We start from the raw sequence: 23,036 nt of genomic DNA, 5'->3' as shown, positions 1-23,036 counted from the left end.
ACCATTTGCACTTTGAGAGCACCGGAAACCCGCATGATTCGAAGCATGACCGCCTATGCCAACGGCGAGCGCGCCACCCGTTGGGGCACGCTGGCCTGCGAGCTGCGTTCGGTCAACCACCGGTTCCTGGAGGTGGGCGTGCGCCTGCCCGACGAACTGCGTGCGTTGGAGCCGCAACTGCGCGAGCGCGTCGCTTCCCGCTGCAGCCGCGGCAAGATCGACCTGGTCATGCGCCTGCGTGCCCCGGAGGTCACCGGTGCGCTGGTGGTCAACGATGCGCTGCTGGCCCAGCTCGGTACGCTGGCCACCCGCTTGTCGCCCGGCTTCCCGAACCTGCAGGTGAGCTTCACCGAACTGCTGCAGCTGCCCGGGGTGATGCAGGGCGAGGCGGTCGACGCCGCTGCGCTGCATGCCGAGGCGCTGGCCCTGCTCGATGCCACCCTGGACGGCTTCGTGGCCGCGCGCGAGCGTGAAGGCGACAAGCTGGCCACTGCCATCCAGGAACGCGTGGATGGGGTGGAGCGTATCGCCGCCGAAGTCACCACGCTGATCCCGCTGATCCGCGAGGGGCAGCGCACCAAGCTGGCCGCGCGCCTGGCCGACCTGCCGCACCCGGTCGATCCGGGTCGTGCCGAGCAGGAGCTGGTGATGTGGCTGCAGAAGCTGGACGTGGATGAGGAGCTGGACCGCCTCGGCAGCCATATCGTGGAGATCCGCCGGGTGTTCACCCAGCGCGAGCCGGTCGGCCGGCGACTGGACTTCCTGCTGCAGGAGTTCAACCGCGAAGCCAATACGCTGGGCTCCAAGTCGGTGGACAGCCGCACCTCCAACGCCGCCGTCGAGCTGAAGGTGCTGATCGACCAGATCCGCGAACAGGTGCAGAACATCGAATGAGCAGCCAGCCCACGCCGACCGCCGAGCCCGCACGCGGCACGCTGTACATCGTGGCCGCGCCCTCCGGGGCCGGCAAGAGCAGCATCGTCAACGCGACCCTGGCGCGCGACCCGCAGATCGCGCTGTCGATCTCGTTCACCTCGCGGGCCACGCGCCCGGGTGAGATCAACGGCGAGCACTACCACTTCGTCAGTGCGGCCGAGTTCGAGCGGATGATCGCCGCCGGCGACTTCTTCGAGCATGCCTGGGTACATGGCGACTGGAAGGGCACCGCGCGGCAATCGGTGGAGCCGCAGCTGGCCGCCGGCCAGGACGTGCTGCTGGAGATCGACTGGCAGGGCGCCCAGCAGGTCCGCCAGCTGGTGCCGGGCACGGTGACGGTGTTCATCCTGCCGCCGTCGAGGCAGGCCCTGCAGGACCGCATGCGCAAGCGCGGGCAGGACAGCGAGGCGGTGATCGCCCAGCGGCTGGCCGCCGCGCGTGAAGAAATGCTGCATTTCAATGACTTCGACTACGTCATCGTCAACGAAGTCTTCGAAACCGCCGTGGACGAGCTCTGCGCCATCTTCACCGCCAGCCGCCTGCGCCGGGAGGCCCAGAAGGTCCGCCACGCGGGCCTCATCCAGGCCTTGTTGACCCAGGAAGCGGCCACAACTGACTGATTCTCAACGGGGTGCTAGCCGGTTGGCTTGATTTTGTCCAGTCCTGGCCGGTACAATCCGTCCCCTTTCCCTCATTCGATTGAGCAGCCCTCACCGGCTGCCGGGAGCCCGCATGGCCCGCATCACCGTAGAAGATTGTCTGGAAGTCGTGAACAACCGTTTCGAACTGGTCATGATGGCGTCCAAGCGCGCCCGTCAGCTGGCCAATGGCGTCCAGGCCACCCTGGACAACAGCGAAACCGAAGACAAGCCGACCGTGCTGGCGCTGCGCGAAATTGCCGCCCGCAAGATCGACAACGCCCTGATCGACGAAGTCGAGAAGGCCGAGCGCGAACGTGCCGAGCGTGAAGCACTGGAATGGGCCGCTGCCGAAGTCGTCGCCGACGAAGACATGTCCAAGAACGACGACTGATCGCACCTGATCGTTCGTTGTTGTTTGAACAGCCCGCCCCTGGCGGGCTGTTCTGCGTTTGGGCGTGGCACATCGGGGTAATGCCGCGTTGCGAAGATGGTCACTCGCCGCATCGCGCGCCACCGTCATCGGTAGGCGACCGCCGTTGGTCGACGCAGCGCGGACGGTTCGCCTGTTCAGATGTTTGCCGTTATCCCGCCGCTGGCATAGTCTTCCAGCCATGAACCCAGGCCCCACTGCCAAGGTCGCCTCGCCCCCCGGCGCGGCCGTACCTGACTATGTCCTCCAGCTCGAACGCGCAGCGCATTACCTGCCGCCCGAGCAACTGCCGTTGCTGCGCCGTGCCTGGGAAGTCGGTGCCTCCGCGCATGCCGGGCAGACCCGGAAGTCCGGCGAGCCCTACATCACCCATCCGGTCGCCGTGGCGCAGGTGCTGGCAGAGCTCGGCCTGGACGTGGAAGCGCTGATCGCCGCGATCCTGCACGACACCATCGAAGACACCCCGCTGACCCGCGAAGCGCTGGCCGCCGAATTCGGCGAAGCGGTGGCCGAGCTTGTCGATGGGGTGACCAAGCTGGACAAGCTGAAGTTCCGCGATCGCCAGGAAGCGGCTGCGGAGAGCTTCCGCAAGATGCTGCTGGCGATGTCGCGCGACCTGCGCGTGATCATGATCAAGCTGGCCGACCGCCTGCACAACATGCGCACGCTGGGCGCGCAGAGCCGCGAAGCGCGCGGCCGCATCGCCCGCGAAACCCTGGAAATCTACGCGCCCATCGCGCAGCGGCTGGGCATGAGCCTGGTCAAGAGCGAGCTGCAGAACCTGGGCTTCAAGGCGTTGTATCCGTGGCGCCACGCGATCCTGGAAAAACATATCCGCAGCCAGCCGGTGGTACGCCGCGAGGCAATGGCGCAGGTGGAAGTGCAGCTGAGCCAGCGCCTGGCCAAGGAAGGGCTGGAACACCGCCTGGTCAGTCGCATCAAGACCCCGTGGAGCATCTACAACAAGATGCACGACGAGAACAAATCCTTCGACCAGGTCATGGACGTGTTCGGCTTCCGCCTGGTCGTGCGCAACGTGCCCAGCGCCTACCACGCGCTCGGCGCGGTGCATGCCACCTTCAAGCCGCTGGACGGGCGCTTCCGCGATTTCATCGCGATCCCCAAGGCCAACGGCTACCAGTCGCTGCACACGGTGCTGTTCGGGCCGTACGGTTCACCGATCGAGGTGCAGATCCGCACCGAAGAAATGGACCTGATCGCCGAGCGCGGCGTGGCCGCGCACTGGACCTACAAGTTCGGCGGCGATTCGCCCAACAGCGCGCAGAGTCGTGCGCATGCATGGATCGTGGAGCTGATCGATTCGCAGCGCGCGGCCGGTTCGTCGCTGGAATTCCTGGACAACGTCAAGGTCGACCTGTTCCCGGACGAGGTCTATCTGTTCACGCCGAAGGGCAAGATCCTGGCCCTGCCGCGCAACTCGACGGCGCTGGACTTCGCCTATGCGGTGCATACCGACGTGGGCAACATGGCGGTGGCCTCGCGGGTGGACAAGAAGCTGGTGCCGTTGCGCACCAAGCTGGTGAGCGGGCAGACGGTGGAAGTGATCACCGCGCGCTCGGCCACGCCCAAGCCGCAGTGGCTGGAGTTCGTGGTCAGTTCGAAGGCGCGCACGGCGATCCGCCACCAGCTCAAGCAGCTGGAGCATGAGGACGCGGTGCAGCTGGGCCATCGGATGCTGGATCGCGCGCTGGAGGCGATGGACAGTTCGCTGGAGCGGTTGCCGAAGGGTCGGCTGGATGCGTTCCTGGCCGAGCACCGGTACCCGCGTCTGGAGGCGTTGCTGGCAGAAGTGGCACTGGGCAACTGGATGCCGAACCAGGCGGCACAGGCGTTGATGGCCTATGCCGAGCTGCGCGGTGGCGGGCACTCGAAGCATTCGCAGGAGAAGATCCTGATCAACGGCAGCGAGCGCGGGGTGGTGAGCTTCGCCAACTGCTGCCAGCCGATTCCGGGCGACGACATCATGGGCTACCACACGGCCGGCAAGGGCATCGTGGTGCATCGTCTGGACTGTCCGAACCTGGCGGAGCTGCGCAAGTCGCCGGAGCGCTGGGTGCCGATCGGGTGGGATACGACGGTGTCGGGCGATTACGATACGGCGCTGGTGGTGGAAGTGGAGAACGGGACCGGCGTGCTGGCGCAGCTGGCGGCGGCGATCGCGCAGAGCCACTCCAACATCGAGCGGGTCGATTATCTGGATCGCGATTTCAACGCGGCGGTGCTGGCGTTCAATATCCAGGTGCGCGACCGCAACCATCTGGCCGAGGTAATGCGCCGGCTGCGGCGGGTGTCGGTGGTGCAGTCGGTTCGCCGACAATAAGCCGCATTCCGCGCGGCGATGATCGGCTCCGACGCCCTTCGCCGGGCAATGGGCACACCACCGGAAGGTAGAGCCGACCGTTGGTCGGCTGCCGTAGACCGCGCGGCGATGATCGGCTCCAACGCCTCTTCGCCGGGCAATGGGCACACCACCAAGGTAGAGCCGACCGTTGGTCGGCTGCCGTAGACCGCGCGGCGATGATCGGCTCCAACGCCTCTTCGCCGGGCAATCGGCACACCACCAGGGTAGCGCCGACCGTTGGTCGGCTGCTCGCACAGTGCGCGACAATGATCGATACGGTCGGCCGGCCCACCAACCGTCTTCGTCATTCTCCGGCCAGCCCACCAACCGTCTTCGTCGTTCTCCGGCCAGCCGACCAACCGTCTTCGTCGTTCTCCGGCCAGCCGACCAACGGTCGGCTCTACCAGAGATTGCGGCTTCGATTGCGGCTTCGGGCCTTGGCTTCGGCGGTACAATGGTGGGCCCATTTTTGTCCCCCCTGGAGCTCCCATGTCCCGCCAGATCATCACCAGCGCCAAGGCACCGGCCGCGATCGGTCCGTATTCGCAGGCCGTGCGTGCCGGCAATACCGTGTATTTCTCCGGCCAGATTCCGCTGGACCCGGCCACCGGTGACATCGTCGGTGCCGGCGATATCGAGGCGCAGGCGCGTCGGGCGTTCGACAACCTGAAGGCCGTGGCCGAAGAAGCCGGCGGTACGCTGGACCAGATCGTGCGTCTGGGCCTGTACCTGACCGATCTGGGTGAGTTCGCCAAGGTCAATGCGGTCATGCAGGACTACTTCAAGGCGCCGTTCCCGGCCCGCTCCACGATCGAAGTATCGGGCCTGCCCAAGGGCGCCAACTTCGAAGTCGATGCGGTGATGGTGCTCGACCAGGCCTGACGTGGCGCGGTCACGGGCTCCTGCACCGGCGCTGGCCGTGGCCGGGGAAGCATCGTTGTCGATGCTTTCCGGGATCGGCCCGGCGGTGGCCGCCAAGCTGGTGGCCCGTGGCCTGTCCTCGCTGCAGGACCTGTGGCTGCACCTGCCGCTGCGCTATGAAGACCGCACCCGGCTGACCACCATCGCCCGGTTGCAGCCGGGCGTGGCGGCGCAGGTGGAAGGGCGGGTGAGCGCGGTCGAGCGCGGTTTTCGTGGTCGCCCGGTGCTCAAGGTTGCCATCGAAGATGATTCCTACGGCACGCTGGTGCTGCGGTTTTTCCACTTCCGCGCCCAGCAGGTATCGCAGTTTGCCGTCGGCACGCGGATCCGCTGCTACGGCACCGCCAAGCCCGGGCATCTCGGGCTGGAGATCGTCCACCCCAGCTACCGGGTGATGGGCAGTAACGACGATGACGAACTCGGCGACAGCCTCGACCCGGTCTATCCCGCGGTCGACGGCGTCGGGCCGGCCACGATGCGCCGGTTCATCGGGCTCGCGCTGGATCGGTTGCCGGAAGAATCCACGCTGGAGCTGTTGCCGCCCGGTTGGCTGTCCGGGATGGGGCTGCCGTCGCTGCGCAGTGCGCTGCTGACCGTGCACCGGCCGCCGCCGGATGCCGATCTGGCCGCGTTGGCAGCCGGCCGGCACCCGGCGCAACGACGGCTGGCGATTGAAGAATTGTTGGCCCATCACCTCAGCCTGCGCCGCCAGCGCATGGCATTGCAGGCGCACCACGCGCCGTCGCTGCGTGGGCCCGGCGCGCTGGTCAAACAGCTGCGCGACAGCCTGCCGTTCCAGCTCACCGGCGCGCAGCAGCGCGTGTTCGAACAGATCCGCAAAGACCTGGCCAAGGCGCATCCGATGCTGCGCCTGGTGCAGGGCGACGTCGGCTCGGGCAAGACGGTGGTGGCCGCGTTGGCGGCGATGCTGGCGGTGGAGCGGGGCAAGCAGGTTGCCTTGGCCGCGCCGACCGAGCTGCTTGCCGAGCAGCATCTGAACAACCTGCGCGCCTGGCTGGAACCGCTGGGCGTGCGTACCGCCTGGCTGGCCGGCAAGGTCACCGGCAAGGCGCGCACCCGGGTGCTGGCCGAGGTCGCCTCGGGCGAGGCGCAGGTGGTCGTCGGCACGCATGCGTTGATGCAGGACAGCGTGGTGTTCAAGGACCTGGCGCTGGCCATCGTCGACGAGCAGCACCGCTTCGGTGTGCATCAGCGCCTTGCGCTGCGCGACAAGGGCGCGGACGGACGCAGCGTGCCGCACCAGTTGGTGATGACCGCCACCCCGATTCCGCGCACGTTGGCGATGTCCGAGTACGCCGACCTGGATGTCTCGGCCATCGATGAACTGCCGCCCGGCCGCACCCCGGTGCAGACCGTTGCGCTCAACAATGACCGCCGCCCGGAACTGATCGAACGTATCGCCGTGGCGTGCCGCGAAGGGCAGCAGGTCTACTGGGTGTGCACGCTGATCGAGGAGAGCGAAGAGCTCGACGCCACCCCGGCCCAGGCCACGTTCGAATCGCTGCAGGCGTTGCTGCCGGGCGTGCGCGTGGGCCTGGTGCACGGGCGGCTGAAGGCGAGCGAAAAGCTGGCCACCATGGTGGCCTTCAAGGCCGGGCAGATCGACCTGCTGGTGGCCACCACCGTGATCGAGGTCGGCGTGGACGTGCCCAATGCGTCGCTGATGATCATCGAAAATGCCGAGCGCCTCGGCCTGGCCCAGCTGCACCAGCTGCGCGGACGGGTAGGGCGCGGCTCGGCGGTCTCGCGCTGCGTGCTGCTGTACCAGGCGCCGTTGTCGAACATGGCGCGCGAGCGGCTCGAAACCATGCGCCAGACCAACGACGGCTTTCTCATCGCCGAGAAGGACCTGGAGCTGCGTGGCCCCGGCGAACTGCTGGGCACCCGGCAGACCGGCCTGGCCGGGTTCCGCATGGCCGACCTGGCCCGCGATGCGGACCTGCTGCCGGGTGTGCATGACCTGGCCGAGCGGTTGCTGGCCGAAGCCCCGGACGTGGCCGACCAGGTCGTGCGGCGCTGGATCGGCACAGCCGTGCGCTACGCGTCGGCATAGAGCCCCTCAGCCTGGCGCCAACGCCCCTGACGACGTGTTCGAGAGGCGAGCAAAAGCAGCTTGCTCGAGCGCCGGGCACGCTAGCCGGGTGAGCGAATGTCCCCCGGTGGCGGTCTGCCACCGCCCGCTTCAACTTGAGTTCGTTTATCCGGCTATCCGTGGACCCCGAGGCCGTTGCCAGAACGCTCCGGTTGGCTCCCTTCCTTCCGCAAGCCGAGCCGCTTCGCGGCCGGTAGGCCTTTCGGCGAAATAAAGGAGGAGGTAGCCGCCGCAGGCGGATACCGGGGGACATTCGCAGAAAGGCCTACCGGCCGCGAAGCGGCCCCTCCGGTCGCGGCTGGACCAATCGAAGCGGCAGCAGCCACGGTCAGCCCCCGCCTTGTATTTGTCATGACAGGGTGCGAAAGTCCCTTGCCGATTATCAAGACGGCAACGATGAGCAAGAAGATTCCGCTGTTGATCGACACCGACCCGGGTGTCGATGATGCCCTGGCCCTGTTGATGGCCTTCGCCGATGAGCGCCACGACATCGTCGGCCTGACCATCGCCGCCGGCAACGTGGGCCTGGACCACACCGTCCGCAACGCCCTGAAGCTGTGCGAAGTGGCGGGCCGCGAAGACGTCCCGGTGTTCGCCGGTACCCCCGATCCGCTCCTGCACCCGTCGGTGGACGCCGCCCACGTGCACGGCGCCGACGGCTTCGGCGATGTGAACCTGCCGGCCGCCAAGCGCCAGGCCGAGGCCGAACACGCTGCCCTGGCAATCCTGCGCCTCTCGCACGAATACGCCGGCGAGCTGTTCCTGGTCGCACTCGGACCGCTTACCAATCTCGCCCTGGCCCTGAAGCTCGACCCGACCCTGCCGCAGCGCGTAAAGCGCTTCCTGGTGATGGGCGGGGCGGTGACCTGCCACGGCAACATCACCCCGGCGGCCGAGTTCAACATCGCCTTCGATCCGGAAGCGGCACACATCGTGTTCACCGGCTTCCCGCAGATCGAAGTGGCCGACTGGGAAGCCACCGTCGCCCACGGCCTGCTGCATGCCGACGTGGAACAGTGGCTGGCCGCCGACAGCGACAAAGCCCGCTTCTACGAGCTGATCTCGCGCCAGACCCGCCTGTGGTCCGAAGACAGCCGCGGCGAGCGCTGGTTCGCCGCCGATGCCCTGGCCATGGCCTGGGCGCTGCAGCCCGAAGGCGCGCTGCGGGTCGAATCGCGCCCGCTGAACATCGAACTGGCCGGCGTGCACAGCCGAGGTGCTACCATTGTCGACTGGAACCGCCAGACCGGGCAGCCGGACAACACCCAGCTGCTGATGGCCTACGACCAAGGGCGCTTTGAGGCCCAGGTCCGGGCGGCACTCGGCGTCTGACGACGCCGCTGCGGCGGACCTTTCGCACGGTTGATGACCCCGGCTTGCCCTTGGCGGCATCCGGGGCTATAATGCCGCTCTTGATCACCAGCCCTTATTACGGTGCGCGCCCATGAAGGCCGATACTCATCCTGTTTACCGCGACGTGGTTTTCCACGACGTTACCTCTGATTTCAAGATCCTGACCCGTTCGACCATGTCCACCAAGGACACGGTCAAGTGGGAAGACGGCAACGAGTACCCGCTCGTCAAGGTGGAAATCTCCTCGGCTTCGCATCCGTTCTATACGGGCAAGCACAAGGTGATCGACACCAGCGGCCGTATCGACAAGTTCCAGAAGCGTTTCGGCAAGCCGGCGCCGACCGCAGCCTGAGTTGTCGCTGCAATTGCATGAAAACAACGGTCGCTTTGGCGGCCGTTGTTTTTTTGTGTCCGCGAAAAATGGATGGCCGGCGCCTGTCTGAACGCCAGCTGGCGGGCGTGCGGCATCGGCGGAACGCTGCATCCGGACATTCTTGTCCAGCGCCCCCGCAGCCCTTGCGGCTACTGGCGCAGTGCGTCCATACGCATGCCGGTACCGGCGTCTACGACTTCCGTCCTAGGGCGTCGAAAATGTTGCTGTGCGATAATGGCGGGATCCACGATAACGATCGTGGACTTCCTTCACGTGCCTGCCCCATGCGCTTGGGTGGGCGCCTTCCCTCGAGGAGCGCACACAGTGTCCGATCTTGATCAGGTCACGCTCAACGCCGGCGAAAAGTCGGTTGTTTTGCCCGTCATCAAACCTACGCTCGGCAACGATTGCGTCGATATCTCGAAGCTGACCAAGGAAACCGGTCTCTTCACGTACGACTCCGGCTTTACTGCCACCGCCAGCTGCAAGTCCGCCATCACCTATATCGACGGTGACAAGGGCGTGCTGCTGTATCGCGGCTATCCGATCGAGCAGCTCTCGGAAAAGTCCAGCTACGTCGAAGTGGCCTACCTGCTGATCAATGGCGAGCGTCCGAGCGCCGAGCAGTTGAAGGCCTTCACCGACGAGCTGGCTGCTGAAGCCAACGTCGATGATTCCATCAACACGCTGATCGGCAGCTTCGCCAAGGATGCCCATCCGATGGCCATCCTGACCGCCGCCATCGCGCAGCTGTCGGGTATCTACCACGCCTCGCTGGACCTGTCCGACGCCGAACAGCGCCGCCATGCGGCCGTGCGCCTGATCGCCAAGGTGCCGACCCTGTCGGCGCTGATCTACCGCCACGGCAAGGGCCTGCCGGCCAACAAGCCGGACACCTCGCTGGATTACGTCAGCCGCTTCCTGAAGCAGACCTTCGAATCGGCCGACGGCCAGTACGAACTGAACCAGGACGTGGTCAAGGCGCTGGACCTGCTGTTCATCCTGCACGCCGACCACGAGCAGAACGCCTCGACCTCGACCGTGCGTCTGGTCGGTTCGACCGGTGCCAACCCGTACGCGTCGGTCGCCGCGGGCGTCACCGCGCTGTGGGGTCCGGCCCACGGCGGTGCCAACGAAGCCGTGCTGAAGATGCTGGAAGAGATCGGTTCGGCCGACAACGTCGAGTCCGCCGTGCTCAAGGCCAAGGACAAGACCTCCGGCTTCCGCCTGATGGGCTTCGGCCACCGCGTGTACAAGAACTTCGACCCGCGCGCCAAGGTCATCGGTGAGATGACCGGCAAGGTGCTCAAGCAGCTGGGCGTGCAGGATCCGCTGCTGGACGTGGCCGTCAAGCTGGAACAGGCCGCGCTGCAGGACGACTACTTCGTCGCCCGCAAGCTCTACCCGAACGTCGATTTCTACAGCGGCATCATCTACAAGGCGCTGCAGATCCCGACCGAAATGTTCACCGTCATGTTCGCCCTGGGCCGTACCTCCGGCTGGGTGGCGCATTGGCTGGAGCAGCAGGTCGATCCGGAAATGAAGATCGGTCGTCCGCGCCAGGTCTACACCGGCAGCGACGTGCGCGACTACCAGGGCTGATCGCCCCGGTACCTCGTCTTGAAGAACGCCCCGCATTGCGGGGCGTTTTTTTTGGGCTCTTCGCCCATACGCGGGGCAAACAGAAACGTCCCATGACGCTTTCCACGCACAGCCATCGGCGGGTTGGGCGTTGGGCCCCGATGCCCTTTCCGGCGACGGTCCTCCGGCGTCGGCCTGCGGCCGCCCCCTCCTCCTTTATTTCGCCTCCAAGAGCATGGGGCCAGCGCCCGGCCCACCGGCCACCGCCCAAACGCCCGGCGTCCACCTGCGTACCCCGTGCCGAGCCCTGTATCCGCCGGTAGGCCCCTGGGCAAAATAAAGGAGGAGGCCGCCCCGCGGCCGGGGGACATTTGCGCCAGGGGCCTACCGGCGGATACGGGCCCCTCACGCTCGCCACCAGCCCGATCGGAGACGCCAGCCCATCCCAACGGCCTGCACCCCCGACCACCCGCGTAGCGTCGTGCTCACGCTGCGACGGGCCTTGCAACAAGACCTCTCCCCAGATCGGAGAAACACCTTCTTTATTGGGTGGTCGCTTCTGTTGGTGCCGGCACCCTGTGCGCCCACCCATGGGGTGGCTACACCGTCGTGACGATGAACGGGCAGGCGCGTTGGCGCGCGGCGCTGACGTTTTCGTACTTATTGCATGGGTCTATGGGGCTCCGCGGATCAGGCTTGTCAGATCAACCAAGCAAGTCCCGAAGGAGTCCGACCATGACGCGCTACGCGTTGATTCCCCTGTTTGCCATCGCATCCACCCTGCACGCCAGCGACGCGCTGGCCGGCTATACCGGTCCCGGTGCCACCGCCGTCGCCACGACGGTGGCGCAGGCCCGCCAGCAGCGCGACGACCACGCGGTACTGCTGCTGGGCCACCTGGTCGCCAAGGTCGGCAATGAACGTTACCGCTTCCGCGACGCCACCGGCGAGATCGACGTGGAGATCGACGACGAGGACATGCCTCACCAGGCCATTGGCGCGGCCGCCACGGTGGAACTGCTGGGGAAGGTGGACACGCACCGTTTCAAGCCCACCGATATCGAGGTGAAGCGCGTGCAAGTGCTGCCGCCGCGCTGAGCCGGAGCACGCCCGGTGCGCAAACCGCCATGCCCGACGCTTAGGCCCGCGGGCGGCTGTGAGAGCGCCACTCAGATGGAAAAATGCGTGCGCACCGGGAATGAGATAGGGCGCCGTAGCGCAGGGTCGTGGGTGATGGAACATCCCACGGCGCTGCAATGCGGTCGCGCCGAATCCACGCACGCAGCGCACGACACAGGTTAACGATGACGTGGCCGTCCTTGGACGGACGCAGGGGCGCCACCCTTCACCAGCGGGTGACGGCGTGGTGGATGCACCGCGAGGAAGCGGATCCGGCGGCGCAGGCCAGCGTGGAGCAGCGCCCCGCGTTGGGTCGGCTACGCAAGGGCGTTCCGGTGCACGTGCGTGATCGGGTCGCACGCGCCGAGGGCGCAGGGACGCATAGGAATTGCTGCAATGTTCAAGTAGTGAGGGTGCGGTCGCATTACGGCCAAAATGGCGTCGTTTTTAGGACTCATTGAATGGGCAAATCACCTGCCCCTAACTAACCTGACTGGGCTGTCTCACCCCGCGTGGTGGCGGCGGTGCTTCCTGCGGAAGCGTCTTTTCGAACACTAAAAGAGAGAGAAGCCATGTCCAGTATCCTCAACAAGGCCGCGCTTGCTGCAGCGCTGACCGCCGCTTCGCTGTCGGCCAATGCCGCCGAATCCCATATCACCGTCTACACCAATGTTGACCCGTCCCTGGCGTTGATGAAGCACGATGGCACCGCATTGCCGGACTCGATCCCACTGGACCACATTCCGGGCCAGGGGTTGACTCCGCACAACGAGCGCGTGCGCATCTACACCAACGATGAAGACAAGGATGTGGAAGTGCGGCTTGGCCACGCGCCGTCACTGGTACCCAAGAGCGGCACCGGCACCGATGTTCCACTCACCGTGAGACTCAACAAGCGCGAGCTGACCGTTGCCTCACAGGACTTCCTGGCAGCGGATCTGTACGACGGTGCGCTCAGTGGCGCATCGATCATCATGGACCTGGAGATCGCCCAGACCACCCGCACCCCGATCACGGTGCAGGGCGTGTACGAAGGGATCGTCAGCGTGGTGCTGACCCAGAAGCCGTAACGGTTCACCCCTCGCGTCACTCACGCCGGCCCGGATACCGGGCCGGCGGCCTCAGGCAACGCTCCCCATGAAAGCTACCGCACCTGCCCTGACCCGGCTGGCGGTCGCGCTCGCCTTGTCGTTGGCCACCCCCCTGGTCGCGGCACGCGGCGTCCCCGTCGGTTTTGAAGACCTGGTTGCCGGCCAGACCGAGCAGCTCGATGTACGCCTGTTCGGGCGCACGGCGGGTCTGTCGCCCGTGCGGGTCACCCTGGAAAGCGTGCAATTGGAAGATCCGGCGCGCGTGCTGCAGGCACTGGACCTCTCCGACGAGGCCCAGGCTGCGTTGCTGCCCGCGCTTTCCCAGCCGCTGCCGCGCAACAGCCATCTGGCCTGCCGCTATGGCGGAGGCAGCGCGGGCTGCGGTTATCTCGAGCCACCCGAGGACCCCAACACCGTGCGTGCCCTTTACGATGAAGGCGAAGGCGCGGTGCGCCTGTTCGTTGCCCGCCAGTGGATCAGCGCCGAACCGGCCGCTGATCGCTTCCACCAGATCAGCAGCAACGCGGAGAGCGCGTTCCTGCACCAGCAGACCGTCAACTTCAGTGGCGGCCGTGGCTACCAGGCGCTCACCGCCCAAGGCGCCGGCGCGCTGGGTGTGCTGCAGCGTGGCCATATCGCGGTGGACTGGAACTTCAACAGCCAGCAGTACCGCGGCAGCCGGCGCCGCCAGGATTTCCAGTTCGACAACGCCTACTACCGCCATGACCTGGGCCAGCAGCACTACCTGCAGGCCGGGCGCATGGACCGCCGCAACCTGTCCAGCCCACAGGGCGGCACCTTCAGTTTCAGCCTGCTGCCGATGGACCGTTTTGCCGGCCTGCGCGTGGGCACCACCCAGGCCTACGTGGACACCGAGGCCGCCGTGCAGGCCCTGCCGCTGACCGTGCTGCTGGCGCGCGATGCGCGCGTGGATGCCTTCGACGGCGAGCGCCTGCTGCAGACCTTCTACCTCCAAGCGGGCATCAACCAGCTCGACACCCGCCGCTTCCCGTTCGGCAGCTACAGCGTGACCCTGCGCATCTACGAAGATGGCGTGCTGGTGCGCAGCGAAGCGGCACCGTTCGACAAGGGCGGCGACTGGACCAACAGCAGCGTGCAGTGGTTCCTGCAGGGCGGTCGCCGCAACGAGCGCCGCAGTGACCGTTTCGACGGCGAGAGGGCGGCCATGGCCGGCCTGCGCGTGCCACTTGGACGCGCCGCCGCAGTCACTGCCGGTGCCGCCGACCTCGGTGGCGTCAGCTATGGGGAGCTGCGCGTGGACCTGCGCCACGCCTTCGCTACCCAGGATATCCGCGCCACCTTCAGTGGCCTGCAGGGCAGTGATGGCAGCACCGGCCAGCAGCATCAGGTGTCGTACCGCCGCCGCGCGTCCTGGAACCTGTACCAGCAGCGCATGCGCGGCAAGGCGTGCCAGTTCGAGGACGACGCGCGCGACCGGCTGGGCTGTGCCGATTCACTCAGTGCCTCGATGGCGCTGCCGCTCGGCGGTGGCAGTGCCTATGTGGCCTATACCCGGCGGCAGACCTGGAGCCGCGGGCGGTTGCTGGCAGGCGACATCGACGACCCGTTGGCCGCACTGGACCCGCTGCTGCCGCCGTGGGAGCAGCGCTACAGCCGCGAGCCCAGCCTCACCCGCACCTGGCAGGCCAGCTACAGCCGCGTGCAGCGCTGGCAGGAGTTCAGCGTGTCCACCCGCATCGGCATATGGCAGCAGCAGAGCCGCAGCAGCCTGCGCGACGGCCGGGACCGCGGCATTTTCCTCAACCTCAGCCTGACCCGCCTGCAGCGCGGCGACCGCGGCACCTCGCAGCGCCGCTACAGCCTGGACGTGCGACAGCCGCAGCATGCGCGCCCGGAGATCAACTACAGCGCCGGGCAAACCCTGCGCCAGGACGTGGAGGCGCAGTACCGCGAGGCCACCGTAGACCTGCGCGGCAACAACAGCGGCCGCTACAGTGCCGCGCTCAGCGCGCAACTGCAGAACAGCATCGGCCACACCGGCGGCACCGTGGCGCACTACCAGCAGCGCGGCCGCACCGAGATGGCCTACAGCGCCACCCACAGCTCCGGGCTGGCGCTGGGCCGGCACGGCTTCTACTGGGGCGGCGGGGTGGGGGCCGAGGCCGGCTTGGCGGTGCAGGTGGACGACACCGACGACCTGGAACTGACCGGCGTCGCCGCCGAACTGCAGGTGGGCGGCCTGCGCCGGCAACGGCTGGCACTCGGCGAGCGCCGCCTGTTGCCGCTGCCGGCCTACCAGAGCCACCGCGCCGAAGTGCAGGACGCCAGCGCGCTGAACAGCGATGCCGCCATCCGCGTGACCGGCGTGGGCGGCGCGCGCCCGGTCTTCCTGCCGCCGGGCCGGCTGATGCATCTGCCGGTGCCGATCGAGGTGACCTACACCTTCATCGGCAACGCGCGCGACATCGCCGGGCTGCCCTTGGGCGGCGCCCGCATTCTCAATGCGCCGGTGCCGGGCACCGGCAGCAACGGTGGCTTCGTGGCCGACTTCCCGCGCCGCGAACGCACCTTGTACCTGCTGCAGAAGGACCACCTGCTGCAGTGCCCGCTGCAGGTGCGTGAGCGACGCAGCGTGGTGATGCTGGTGGGCATCGTGCAGTGCGAGCCGCTGGGCGTGGCGCAGCTGCCGGCCGAGATCCGCCAGCAGGCGCGGGTAACCCGCTTGCTGCAGGAGCACGCCCTGATGGCGGCCACGCCGCAGACGGCCTCTGCGGGAGGTACGCCATGAACCGGCGCGGCGTGTGGGCCGTGATGCTGCTGATGGCGCTGTTGGGGGTGATGCCGAAGGCGTGGGGGCAGCGGCCGCCGGAGACGCATCCGGTGAGTGCGACGCAGAACATTGTGATGTCGTGGGATCGGTCTGCGATGCCGGGGGATGTGGTGCTGATGCCCCCGCGCACATTGTTGGGCTATCACCATACGAATCTCTCACTCCAATACGGCGCCCTGCATCTGGTCTGTCTATCAGACTCTGACGCTACGCGCGGCGCGTGCCCAACAGATAACACCAATGAACATTCGTTGGGCTTGAGAGACATAAGGCTTACGTTCACAGAGAGTCGGTCACAGATGCGCACCGAGTTGTCGATAAGGGGAGGGGTAGAGCGAGCATTGTCTGGTCGCTCCTGCCTCGGAAACTTTTGGCAGAACGGGATATTTGCACCCTGGACGGGCTATGGAACGGCGTGCGCGTTTGATGAGCCAGCGGGTACGGGAGCACAGCTGAGCCTTGGTGAAGGAGAGCTCAGGAAGCTGGTCGCGGGCGTCTGGTCCGCGAAACTGGAACTTAGCGTTCAAACACCGGGCGCTCGAAACTTGGCGGTGCAGGTTTACACCTTTGATCTGACCATCACCGACCGCAACGCCGTCTCAATCTACTTTCCGGCCTTCCACCACGTCACCCCGCTGGTTCAGCTCAACTCCGATTACGACCCTATACAGCAGACGGTAGGCGGCCGCACCTCACTCGAGATGTGTCTCTACGACGGACTCGGCTCCCAGGCCCAGTACCTCGGCGTCACCGTGCGTGACCGCAGTGGCAAGCCGCCCGGTCCCAGTGGCTATTCCCTCTGGCATACCGATGGTGGCAGCGACGACACCCGTCGCCTGGATTACACCGTCACCCTGGACCACAACGGCGCCCCGGTGCCCATGCCCAACGGCGTGGAGCAACAGCTGCATGGCATCGATACCGCACTGCTGCGTCTGGTGTTGTTACCCGGCATGAGCCAACCGGTGTTCTGCGTGCCCACGCCGATCACCTTCGATATTCCGCGCGTCCCCATTTCCACCCAGCAGGCCGGCACCTACTTCGGCGAGCTGCAGGTGGAGCTGCGCGTCCCCACGGTCACGCCCTGACCTTCCAGGAGCTTCCATGAAAATTCCAGCCGTTGTTCTGTTGTCCCTGTCGCTGCTGCTGGCGGCACCTGCACACGCCAATCTCACCGTGCACCCGATGCGCGCGTCGGTCGATGGCAAGCGCAGTACGCAGATCCGCATCTATTCCCAGTCTACCCAGCCGCAGTACATCCAGACTTCCGTGCGACGTATCGTTGACGCCGCCGGCGAGCAGGAGCATGAGGTCGACGTCGATCCCAGCGAAGCGGCCATCGCGGTCACGCCGGGCAAGTTTGCCTTGGCTGGCGGTGGCAACCGCCTGATCCGTGTGATCCCGCTGCAGCCCGTGCAGGCCGAAACCGCCTACCGCATCTACTTCGAAGGGGTGCGCGGTCCGGACGAACGCGACCAGGCCGAGGGCGAGGGCGCCCAGGCCAGCATTGGCGTGAACCTTGTATGGGGGGCGTTGGTGAACGTATTGCCCGTCGACGGCACGGTGGACATTCGCGTGCAAGGCGACCAGCTGCGCAACGCCGGCACGCTGCGCTTGGGCATCACCAGCATCGCCGACTGCGACGGCAGCCAATGCACCGCGCACGAGCTGTCGCGCAGCCTGTATCCCGGCAGCGCATTGCCGCTGCCGTTCGCCATGCAGCCGGGCCACACCGTACAGCTGCGCTACCGGCTCACGCGCGATGGCAATCGTGAGCACGTGCAGACCCTCACGCCCTGAATCCCCACACCTGCCTGCTGCGCAATGCCGGGCGGTTCCCATCTCGTTTCGTTCCCCAAGGAGTTCTCATGAACAAAATCTATCGCCGTGTCTGGTCCACCGCCCTGCAGTGCTGGGTCGTTGCCAGTGAGTTGGCTTCGGTGCGTGGAAAGCGTGCGCAGGTGTCAGGCCGAAGCGCGGCGCTGATCGCATTGCTGGGTCTGGCCCCAATGACCGCTGCGGCGGTCGAAGTCGCTGACGACGACGCTGAGTGGTGGGAACGCCAGGTGTTGAGTGCCTTCCACGCCATATCGGTGGCCCCGTCCGGCAATGCCGTGGTCATGGGCGTGATCAAGGGGTCGGTGTATGGGAATACCTCTGCTGCAAACTGGAGCTTGGTGACCGCCGAAGAAACCATGGCGCTGGGCGGTGAGGCCGGTGCGAACGGCCACGGAAGCTTTACCGCGGGGATCAAGAGCCGGGCAAACGGTGCCGGTGGTGTAACCGTGGGCAACTTTGCTGAAGGCTATGGCCAGAACAGCACGGTCGTCGGCTACTTCGCCAGCGCGACCAACGGTGGCTATGGCACCGCGGTGGGGGCTCGCGCCATCGCCAATGGGCTCGGGACGACAGCCCTTGGTAACGGCTCGAAGGCGTACAGCGAGAACTCCGTCGCCGTTGGCAGCGGCTCCAAGACCCATGATGGGGCGGGCATCTCCAAAATCGCCATTGGAGGTGACGCCTATGCAGGCAGCAGCGGCTGGACAGGCGCCATTGCCGTAGGCGGTGACTCGCGCGCCGAATTCGATGGATTGGCGCTCGGCTACGAAGCCTTGGCCGTAGCGCGCGGTGCGGTGGCGCTTGGACGGGGATCGAGCGCAACTGAAGTCGACACCGTCTCCGTCGGCAATTACCTCACCAAACGCCGCATTGTGAACGTTGCAGACGGCGTGCTGGACGCATCGAGCACTGACGCGGTGACTGGCCGGCAACTCAACGCCACCAATGAACGACTGACCGCTGCCACCACCACTGCAAACGCGGCCCGCACCACCGCCAATACGGCCAAATCCACCGCAGATCGCGCTCTGGCTGCTGCCTCGCTGGTCACGCAGACGTCGACCAGCAGCACGATCCGTGTCGGCGGTTCCAATACTGGTACCGTGCTGGACGTGGCCAACCGGAGTGGAACCAAGCGCCGCATCCAGAACATCGACAACGGTGTGTTGAGCGCCACCAGTACCGATGCGGTGACCGGGCAACAGCTGCACGCCACCAACCAGTCCGTCAGCACCGCCACCAGCACCGCTACGGCAGCCAAGACCGCTGCCGATGGGGCTGCGGCCAAGGCGACGGTGGCGGCCAACACCACGGCCACCGGCACCGCCATGACGGCGGCCAACAAAGCCACCGCCACCGGAACCGGCGCATTGGCCAGCGGCACCTCGGCCAAGGCGCAAGGGACGCACGCCACGGCGCTGGGCTTCAGCGCGCAGGCGACCGCCAACCAGGCCACGGCGGTCGGCCGCGAGGCGGTCGCCACCGGCACCTACGCCACGGCATTGGGCAACCTGGCCAAGGCAGGCGGGGGCAGTGCGCTGGCATTGGGCGATCGCAGCAGTGCCACCCACGGCAATGCGGTGGCCTTGGGTGCCGGCTCTGTCACCGCTTCGGACAATTCGGTTTCTGTGGGTAACGCCAGCGGGAAGCGCAAGATCCAGTACGTGGCGGACGGCACCATCGGCGCGGGCAGTACCGATGCGGTCACCGGCAGCCAACTGCACGCGACCAACACCCTCGTCGGCGCCGCACAGAGCACCGCCACCAGCGCGCAGACCGCAGCGGGTGCCGCCCAGCGCACGGCCGATGCCTTGACCACCCGCGCAACCGCATTGGAGGGCTTGGTCAGCCAGACAGCAGTCGCTGGCACTGTGCGCCTTGGCGCGCAGAACACGGGCACGACGCTGGATGTGCGCAACAAATCCGACGCCAACCGCAAGATCAGCGGCGTGGCCGATGCAACGCTGAGCGCCACCAGCACTGAGGCGGTGACCGGCAAGCAGCTCGCGGCTACCAACACCAGCGTGACGGCAGCACACAGCGCTGCTGCGACAGCACAGACCACCGCGACCGCTGCACAGCGAACGGCGGACGGGGTAGTGACGCGTACGACGGCACTGGAAGGCATGGTCAGCCAGGTGTCGGCGACCGGCGACCTGCGCCTCGGTGGGCAGAACGCCGGTACCGTCCTGGACGTCCGCAACAGGTCGAACGCGGCACGCAAACTGAGCGGCGTGGCTGACGGCACTCTCAGTGCCGCCAGTACCGAAGCGGTTACGGGCAAGCAGCTCAATGCCACCAACACCAACGTGACCGCGGCGCAGAACACGGCGACCACGGCGCAAGCCGCAGCGACCGCCGCACAGCGAACGGCGGACGGAGTCGTAACCCGTGCGACGGCTCTGGAAGGCCTGGTCAGCCAGGTGTCAGCCAGCGGGAACCTGCGCTTGGGTGCTCAGAACACCGGCACCACGCTGGACCTGCGCAACAAGTCCAATGCAGCGCGCAAACTGAGTGGCGTGGCGGATGGCACCCTGAGTGCGACCAGTACCGACGCGGTTACAGGCAAGCAGTTGTTTGGCACCCAGCAAAAAGTGACGGCCCATGAAGGGGTACTGGCGACGCACTCCTCGCAGCTGTCCGGGCAGGATGGGCGCATCACAGACAACCGCCGCGACCTGGATGAGTTGCGCACCGAATTCGAGAACTTCGATCCGGATCTGGACGGTGTGGTGAAGTTTGCCGCGGACGGTAGCATCGACCTGAATGGTGGAAAGGTTCGAGGTGTAGCGGCCGGGAATATCAGCTCGGCAGGTAGCACCGAGGCGGTGAATGGTGGGCAGTTGTTTGCGACTAACGAGCGGATAGATTCAATCGAAGTTCGCAGCCGGTTCTTCAAGATCGGCACTGATGAACTTAGCGAAGATGCCACGGCTGGCTGGTTCGGGGTGGCGCTCGGTGAGTCTTCTGAAGCATCGCCTGCCAACGAGGGTGGGACTGCAGTGGGCAGCTTCTCCAAGGCGATGGGTACGAACTCAGTCGCGCTCGGTCGTGCGGCGCATGTAACAGAGAGTTCTACTGAAGGGTTCGCTCTGGGTGCTAGCTCCCGCGTAGAAGTTGATGGCGGTGTTGCGCTTGGTGCGCAGGCCCAGGTCAAGGCGTCGGCGACAAATGGGGTCGCGCTAGGCTATGGATCGTATGCTGATCAAGAAAACACGGTATCTGTTGGCAGCGGCACTGTGCAGCGTCGAGTAGTGAATGTCGGGCGCGGCTCAGGCACTTATGACGCGACCACTGTTGCACAGCTGCAGGACTCCCTGGCAACGCTCGGAGGTGGCGCAGGCATGGTCAACGGCGATGTTGTGGCGCCAACCTACAACGTGCAAGGCGGTATGCAGAACACGGTCGGCGACGCGCTTTCTTCACTGGATCTCGCCGTGTTCAAGACTGGCGCGCGCGTAGGATCGGTGGAGCATCAACTCCGCTCGGTGTTCCAAGATGGCCCGTCAATCCGCTCCGATGGTCTAAGCCAAATAAACCTTGCTGGCGCCAGTGGCATGGTGCTGGGTAATGTGGCCAACGGTCTGATCGCTCCCGGTAGCCGCGATGCAGTCAACGGCAGTCAATTGCACGCAACGGAACAGAAGATCGAACGCAATCGAAACGAAATTGATGGGCTGCGAGACCTGCTGGAGCCCGCAGATGGGGCGCGATTGACCGGCATGGGAGGCTTGATTGATTTCGGCGGAGTTCGGCTTACTGGTATCGATGACGCCCTGCTGAGTGCGGATAGCAGTGACGCTGTAACGGGTCGTCAGTTACACGCCAGCAATCGCCAGATAGGTGAGAACAAGCAAGATGTCGACAAGCTGCGCGCGGATGTTGACGGTCTTGATCCGGATCTCGGGAACGTCGTGAAGTTCACTGCCGGGCGTAGCGTGGTCGAGTTGGAGGGAGCCAGGATCGTTGGCTTGGCCGCCGGTGACATCAGCTCTATTGGCAGTACAGATGCGGTGAACGGCGGGCAGTTGTTTGCGACGAATCAGCGGGTTTCATCGATCGAGCAGTCTGGACGCTTCGTTGCGGTGACTTTCGATGATGAAAGCAACGCTGCGCAGGCAGGAGAGTTCTCGGTCGCAATCGGCAATGGCGCTGAGGCGGGTCAAGGAACGGATGGTGCTACCGCGATTGGGGCTTACGCGCGGGCTCGAGCAAGAAGCTCGGTTGCTCTTGGCAGAGCTTCGTTTGTTGATGGTGCGGCAGAGAATTCATTCGCGCTCGGCACCGGTTCAACGGTGCTTAGCAAGAATGGCATCGCATTTGGCAGCTATGCGAGGGTCCAGACTGGCGCCGAAGGTTCGGTTGCGTTGGGCGCAGATTCCGCCGCCACAGAGGATAACGTCATTTCTGTGGGAAATTCGACACTGAAGCGGCGCATTGTGAACCTCGCTCGGGGTGGAGACGGAAATGACGCAGCAACCGTCGGTCAGCTGCGTGGTGCGCTAGCAACGCTGGGCGGTGAGGTCGATGCCGATGGCAACGTCGTCGGCCCTATCTTCGCGATACAAGGTGGGTCGCAGCAAACCCTGAATGACGCCCTGACGGCACTAGACACTGCCGTGATCTCCAACAGTACCCGCGTCGGCAACGTCGAGCACCAACTCCGCTCGGTCTTCCAGGACAGTCCCGCCACCCGTACTGACGGCCTCAACCAGCTCAACCTGGCCGGCCCCGACGGCATGGTGCTCGGCAACGTGGCCAACGGTCTGATCGCACCCGGCAGCCGGGATGCGGTCAACGGCGGCCAGCTGCATGCCATGGAGCAGCGCCTGGATGGCCGCATCGACGGTCTGGAACAGCGCGTTGACACCCCGCCGCAAGGTCGCGCAATGGCGACCGCCAGTGCACCTACGCCGCTCGTGGCGGAGGAGGAAGGCAGTGGCGCGGTATCGGGTACGCCGGAGGTCGCCTCTGCCGCAGAGGGGAATGGTCGCATCGCCAGTGCCGACGACGTCGGCAAGCCGGCCAAGGCGGACGCACCCGCCCATGCACCCACCCCCACGCCGCAGGTCAGCACCGCCGATCTGGAGAAGATGCTCGCCCGCGCCAACGAGTACACCGATGACGCGATCAAAGGGGTCGAACAGCGCCTGGACAAGATGGACAAGCGCTTCAACCGGCTGGCGGCGATGAACAGCGCGCAGAGCGCGATGGCCATGAATACCGCCGGCCTGGCCACCTACAACCGGCTGGGTGCGGGCGTGGGCTACAGCGATGGCGAATCGGCCATGGCCGTGGGCTACCAGCGGGTGCTCAACGAGAAGGGCTCGGCCACGTTCAGCCTCAACGGCGCGTTCACCAACAGCGGTGAGCAGAGCGTTGGCCTGGGTGTTGGCATCGGTTGGTAACGCGCAGTGCAGGGCAGGGCACCGTCGGGAGCCCTGCCCACTGTGCAATGAAAAGGG

The 23,036-nt window shown here is 65.9% G+C and carries 15 protein-coding genes; all 15 read left to right on the top strand.

The window, feature by feature from the left end; all coding sequences use genetic code 11:
* The first annotated feature begins 33 nt into the window (after positions 1-33).
* The 15 genes from NR101_RS05035 (at position 34) to NR101_RS04965 (ending at position 22,979) form a co-directional block, all read left to right on the top strand.
* Positions 34-894: a YicC/YloC family endoribonuclease gene (locus tag NR101_RS05035; protein ID WP_256776036.1), complete on the top strand. Its 861-nt coding sequence runs from the start codon at positions 34-36 to the stop codon at positions 892-894.
* Positions 891-1,556, top strand: a complete 666-nt coding sequence (gene gmk / locus NR101_RS05030) for a guanylate kinase (RefSeq protein ID WP_256776037.1) — start codon at positions 891-893, stop codon at positions 1,554-1,556. The genes NR101_RS05035 and gmk overlap by 4 nt, the downstream gene beginning before the upstream one ends.
* Positions 1,557-1,668: 112 nt before the next feature.
* A complete protein-coding gene (gene rpoZ, locus NR101_RS05025; protein WP_005410877.1) occupies positions 1,669-1,968 on the top strand; it encodes a DNA-directed RNA polymerase subunit omega in 300 nt (99 codons plus the stop codon).
* A 220-nt stretch (positions 1,969-2,188) separates the two neighbouring features.
* Positions 2,189-4,348: a bifunctional (p)ppGpp synthetase/guanosine-3',5'-bis(diphosphate) 3'-pyrophosphohydrolase gene (locus tag NR101_RS05020; RefSeq protein ID WP_256777710.1), complete on the top strand. Its 2,160-nt coding sequence runs from the start codon at positions 2,189-2,191 to the stop codon at positions 4,346-4,348.
* A gap of 510 nt (positions 4,349-4,858) precedes the next feature.
* Positions 4,859-5,251: a RidA family protein gene (locus NR101_RS05015; RefSeq protein ID WP_256776039.1), complete on the top strand. Its 393-nt coding sequence runs from the start codon at positions 4,859-4,861 to the stop codon at positions 5,249-5,251.
* Position 5,252: 1 nt separating this feature from the next.
* Positions 5,253-7,364: an ATP-dependent DNA helicase RecG gene (recG, locus tag NR101_RS05010; protein WP_256776040.1), complete on the top strand. Its 2,112-nt coding sequence runs from the start codon at positions 5,253-5,255 to the stop codon at positions 7,362-7,364.
* 435 nt (positions 7,365-7,799) lie between these two features.
* Positions 7,800-8,735 (top strand): nucleoside hydrolase, encoded by a 936-nt coding sequence (locus NR101_RS05005; RefSeq protein ID WP_256776041.1) that lies wholly within the window; start codon positions 7,800-7,802, stop codon positions 8,733-8,735.
* Positions 8,736-8,847: 112 nt separating this feature from the next.
* Entirely contained in the window at positions 8,848-9,108 is a 261-nt protein-coding gene (locus NR101_RS05000; protein ID WP_256776042.1) for a type B 50S ribosomal protein L31, read from the top strand.
* 345 nt (positions 9,109-9,453) lie between these two features.
* Complete coding sequence (locus NR101_RS04995; protein ID WP_256776043.1) at positions 9,454-10,731, top strand: citrate synthase; 1,278 nt, start codon at positions 9,454-9,456, stop codon at positions 10,729-10,731.
* A 714-nt stretch (positions 10,732-11,445) separates the two neighbouring features.
* The gene (locus NR101_RS04990) at positions 11,446-11,808 is read left to right on the top strand and encodes a NirD/YgiW/YdeI family stress tolerance protein (protein ID WP_256776044.1); all 363 of its coding nucleotides are present in this window, start codon (positions 11,446-11,448) and stop codon (positions 11,806-11,808) included.
* A 593-nt stretch (positions 11,809-12,401) separates the two neighbouring features.
* The gene (locus NR101_RS04985; protein WP_256776045.1) at positions 12,402-12,899 is read left to right on the top strand and encodes a CS1 type fimbrial major subunit; all 498 of its coding nucleotides are present in this window, start codon (positions 12,402-12,404) and stop codon (positions 12,897-12,899) included.
* 67 nt (positions 12,900-12,966) lie between these two features.
* A complete protein-coding gene (locus NR101_RS04980) occupies positions 12,967-15,690 on the top strand; it encodes a TcfC E-set like domain-containing protein (protein ID WP_256776046.1) in 2,724 nt (907 codons plus the stop codon).
* Complete coding sequence (locus NR101_RS04975) at positions 15,687-16,820, top strand: CfaE/CblD family pilus tip adhesin (RefSeq protein WP_306175391.1); 1,134 nt, start codon at positions 15,687-15,689, stop codon at positions 16,818-16,820. Before NR101_RS04980 ends, NR101_RS04975 begins: the two co-directional genes overlap by 4 nt.
* A gap of 16 nt (positions 16,821-16,836) precedes the next feature.
* Positions 16,837-17,532, top strand: a complete 696-nt coding sequence (locus NR101_RS04970; protein WP_256776047.1) for a pilus assembly protein — start codon at positions 16,837-16,839, stop codon at positions 17,530-17,532.
* Positions 17,533-17,600: 68 nt separating this feature from the next.
* The gene (locus tag NR101_RS04965; RefSeq protein WP_256776048.1) at positions 17,601-22,979 is read left to right on the top strand and encodes an ESPR-type extended signal peptide-containing protein; all 5,379 of its coding nucleotides are present in this window, start codon (positions 17,601-17,603) and stop codon (positions 22,977-22,979) included.
* Positions 22,980-23,036 lie beyond the last annotated feature (57 nt).

The sequence above is a fragment of the Stenotrophomonas sp. Ste86 genome (assembly GCF_024519465.1).
Taxonomy (GTDB): domain Bacteria; phylum Pseudomonadota; class Gammaproteobacteria; order Xanthomonadales; family Xanthomonadaceae; genus Stenotrophomonas.
This window is presented reverse-complemented; position numbering and strand designations above follow the sequence as displayed.

What these genes read in the sequence shown, in the direction of transcription:
- NR101_RS05035 (WP_256776036.1), top strand. Translation starts at nt 34, where the DNA reads ATGATTCGAAGCATGACCGCCTATGCCAACGGCGAGCGCGCCACCCGT.
- NR101_RS05015 (WP_256776039.1), top strand. Translation starts at nt 4,859, where the DNA reads ATGTCCCGCCAGATCATCACCAGCGCCAAGGCACCGGCCGCGATCGGT.
- NR101_RS04980 (WP_256776046.1), top strand. Translation starts at nt 12,967, where the DNA reads ATGAAAGCTACCGCACCTGCCCTGACCCGGCTGGCGGTCGCGCTCGCC.
- gmk (WP_256776037.1), top strand. Translation starts at nt 891, where the DNA reads ATGAGCAGCCAGCCCACGCCGACCGCCGAGCCCGCACGCGGCACGCTG.
- NR101_RS04985 (WP_256776045.1), top strand. Translation starts at nt 12,402, where the DNA reads ATGTCCAGTATCCTCAACAAGGCCGCGCTTGCTGCAGCGCTGACCGCC.
- NR101_RS05000 (WP_256776042.1), top strand. Translation starts at nt 8,848, where the DNA reads ATGAAGGCCGATACTCATCCTGTTTACCGCGACGTGGTTTTCCACGAC.
- NR101_RS04990 (WP_256776044.1), top strand. Translation starts at nt 11,446, where the DNA reads ATGACGCGCTACGCGTTGATTCCCCTGTTTGCCATCGCATCCACCCTG.
- NR101_RS04965 (WP_256776048.1), top strand. Translation starts at nt 17,601, where the DNA reads ATGAACAAAATCTATCGCCGTGTCTGGTCCACCGCCCTGCAGTGCTGG.
- NR101_RS04970 (WP_256776047.1), top strand. Translation starts at nt 16,837, where the DNA reads ATGAAAATTCCAGCCGTTGTTCTGTTGTCCCTGTCGCTGCTGCTGGCG.
- NR101_RS05020 (WP_256777710.1), top strand. Translation starts at nt 2,189, where the DNA reads ATGAACCCAGGCCCCACTGCCAAGGTCGCCTCGCCCCCCGGCGCGGCC.
- NR101_RS05005 (WP_256776041.1), top strand. Translation starts at nt 7,800, where the DNA reads ATGAGCAAGAAGATTCCGCTGTTGATCGACACCGACCCGGGTGTCGAT.
- NR101_RS04975 (WP_306175391.1), top strand. Translation starts at nt 15,687, where the DNA reads ATGAACCGGCGCGGCGTGTGGGCCGTGATGCTGCTGATGGCGCTGTTG.
- rpoZ (WP_005410877.1), top strand. Translation starts at nt 1,669, where the DNA reads ATGGCCCGCATCACCGTAGAAGATTGTCTGGAAGTCGTGAACAACCGT.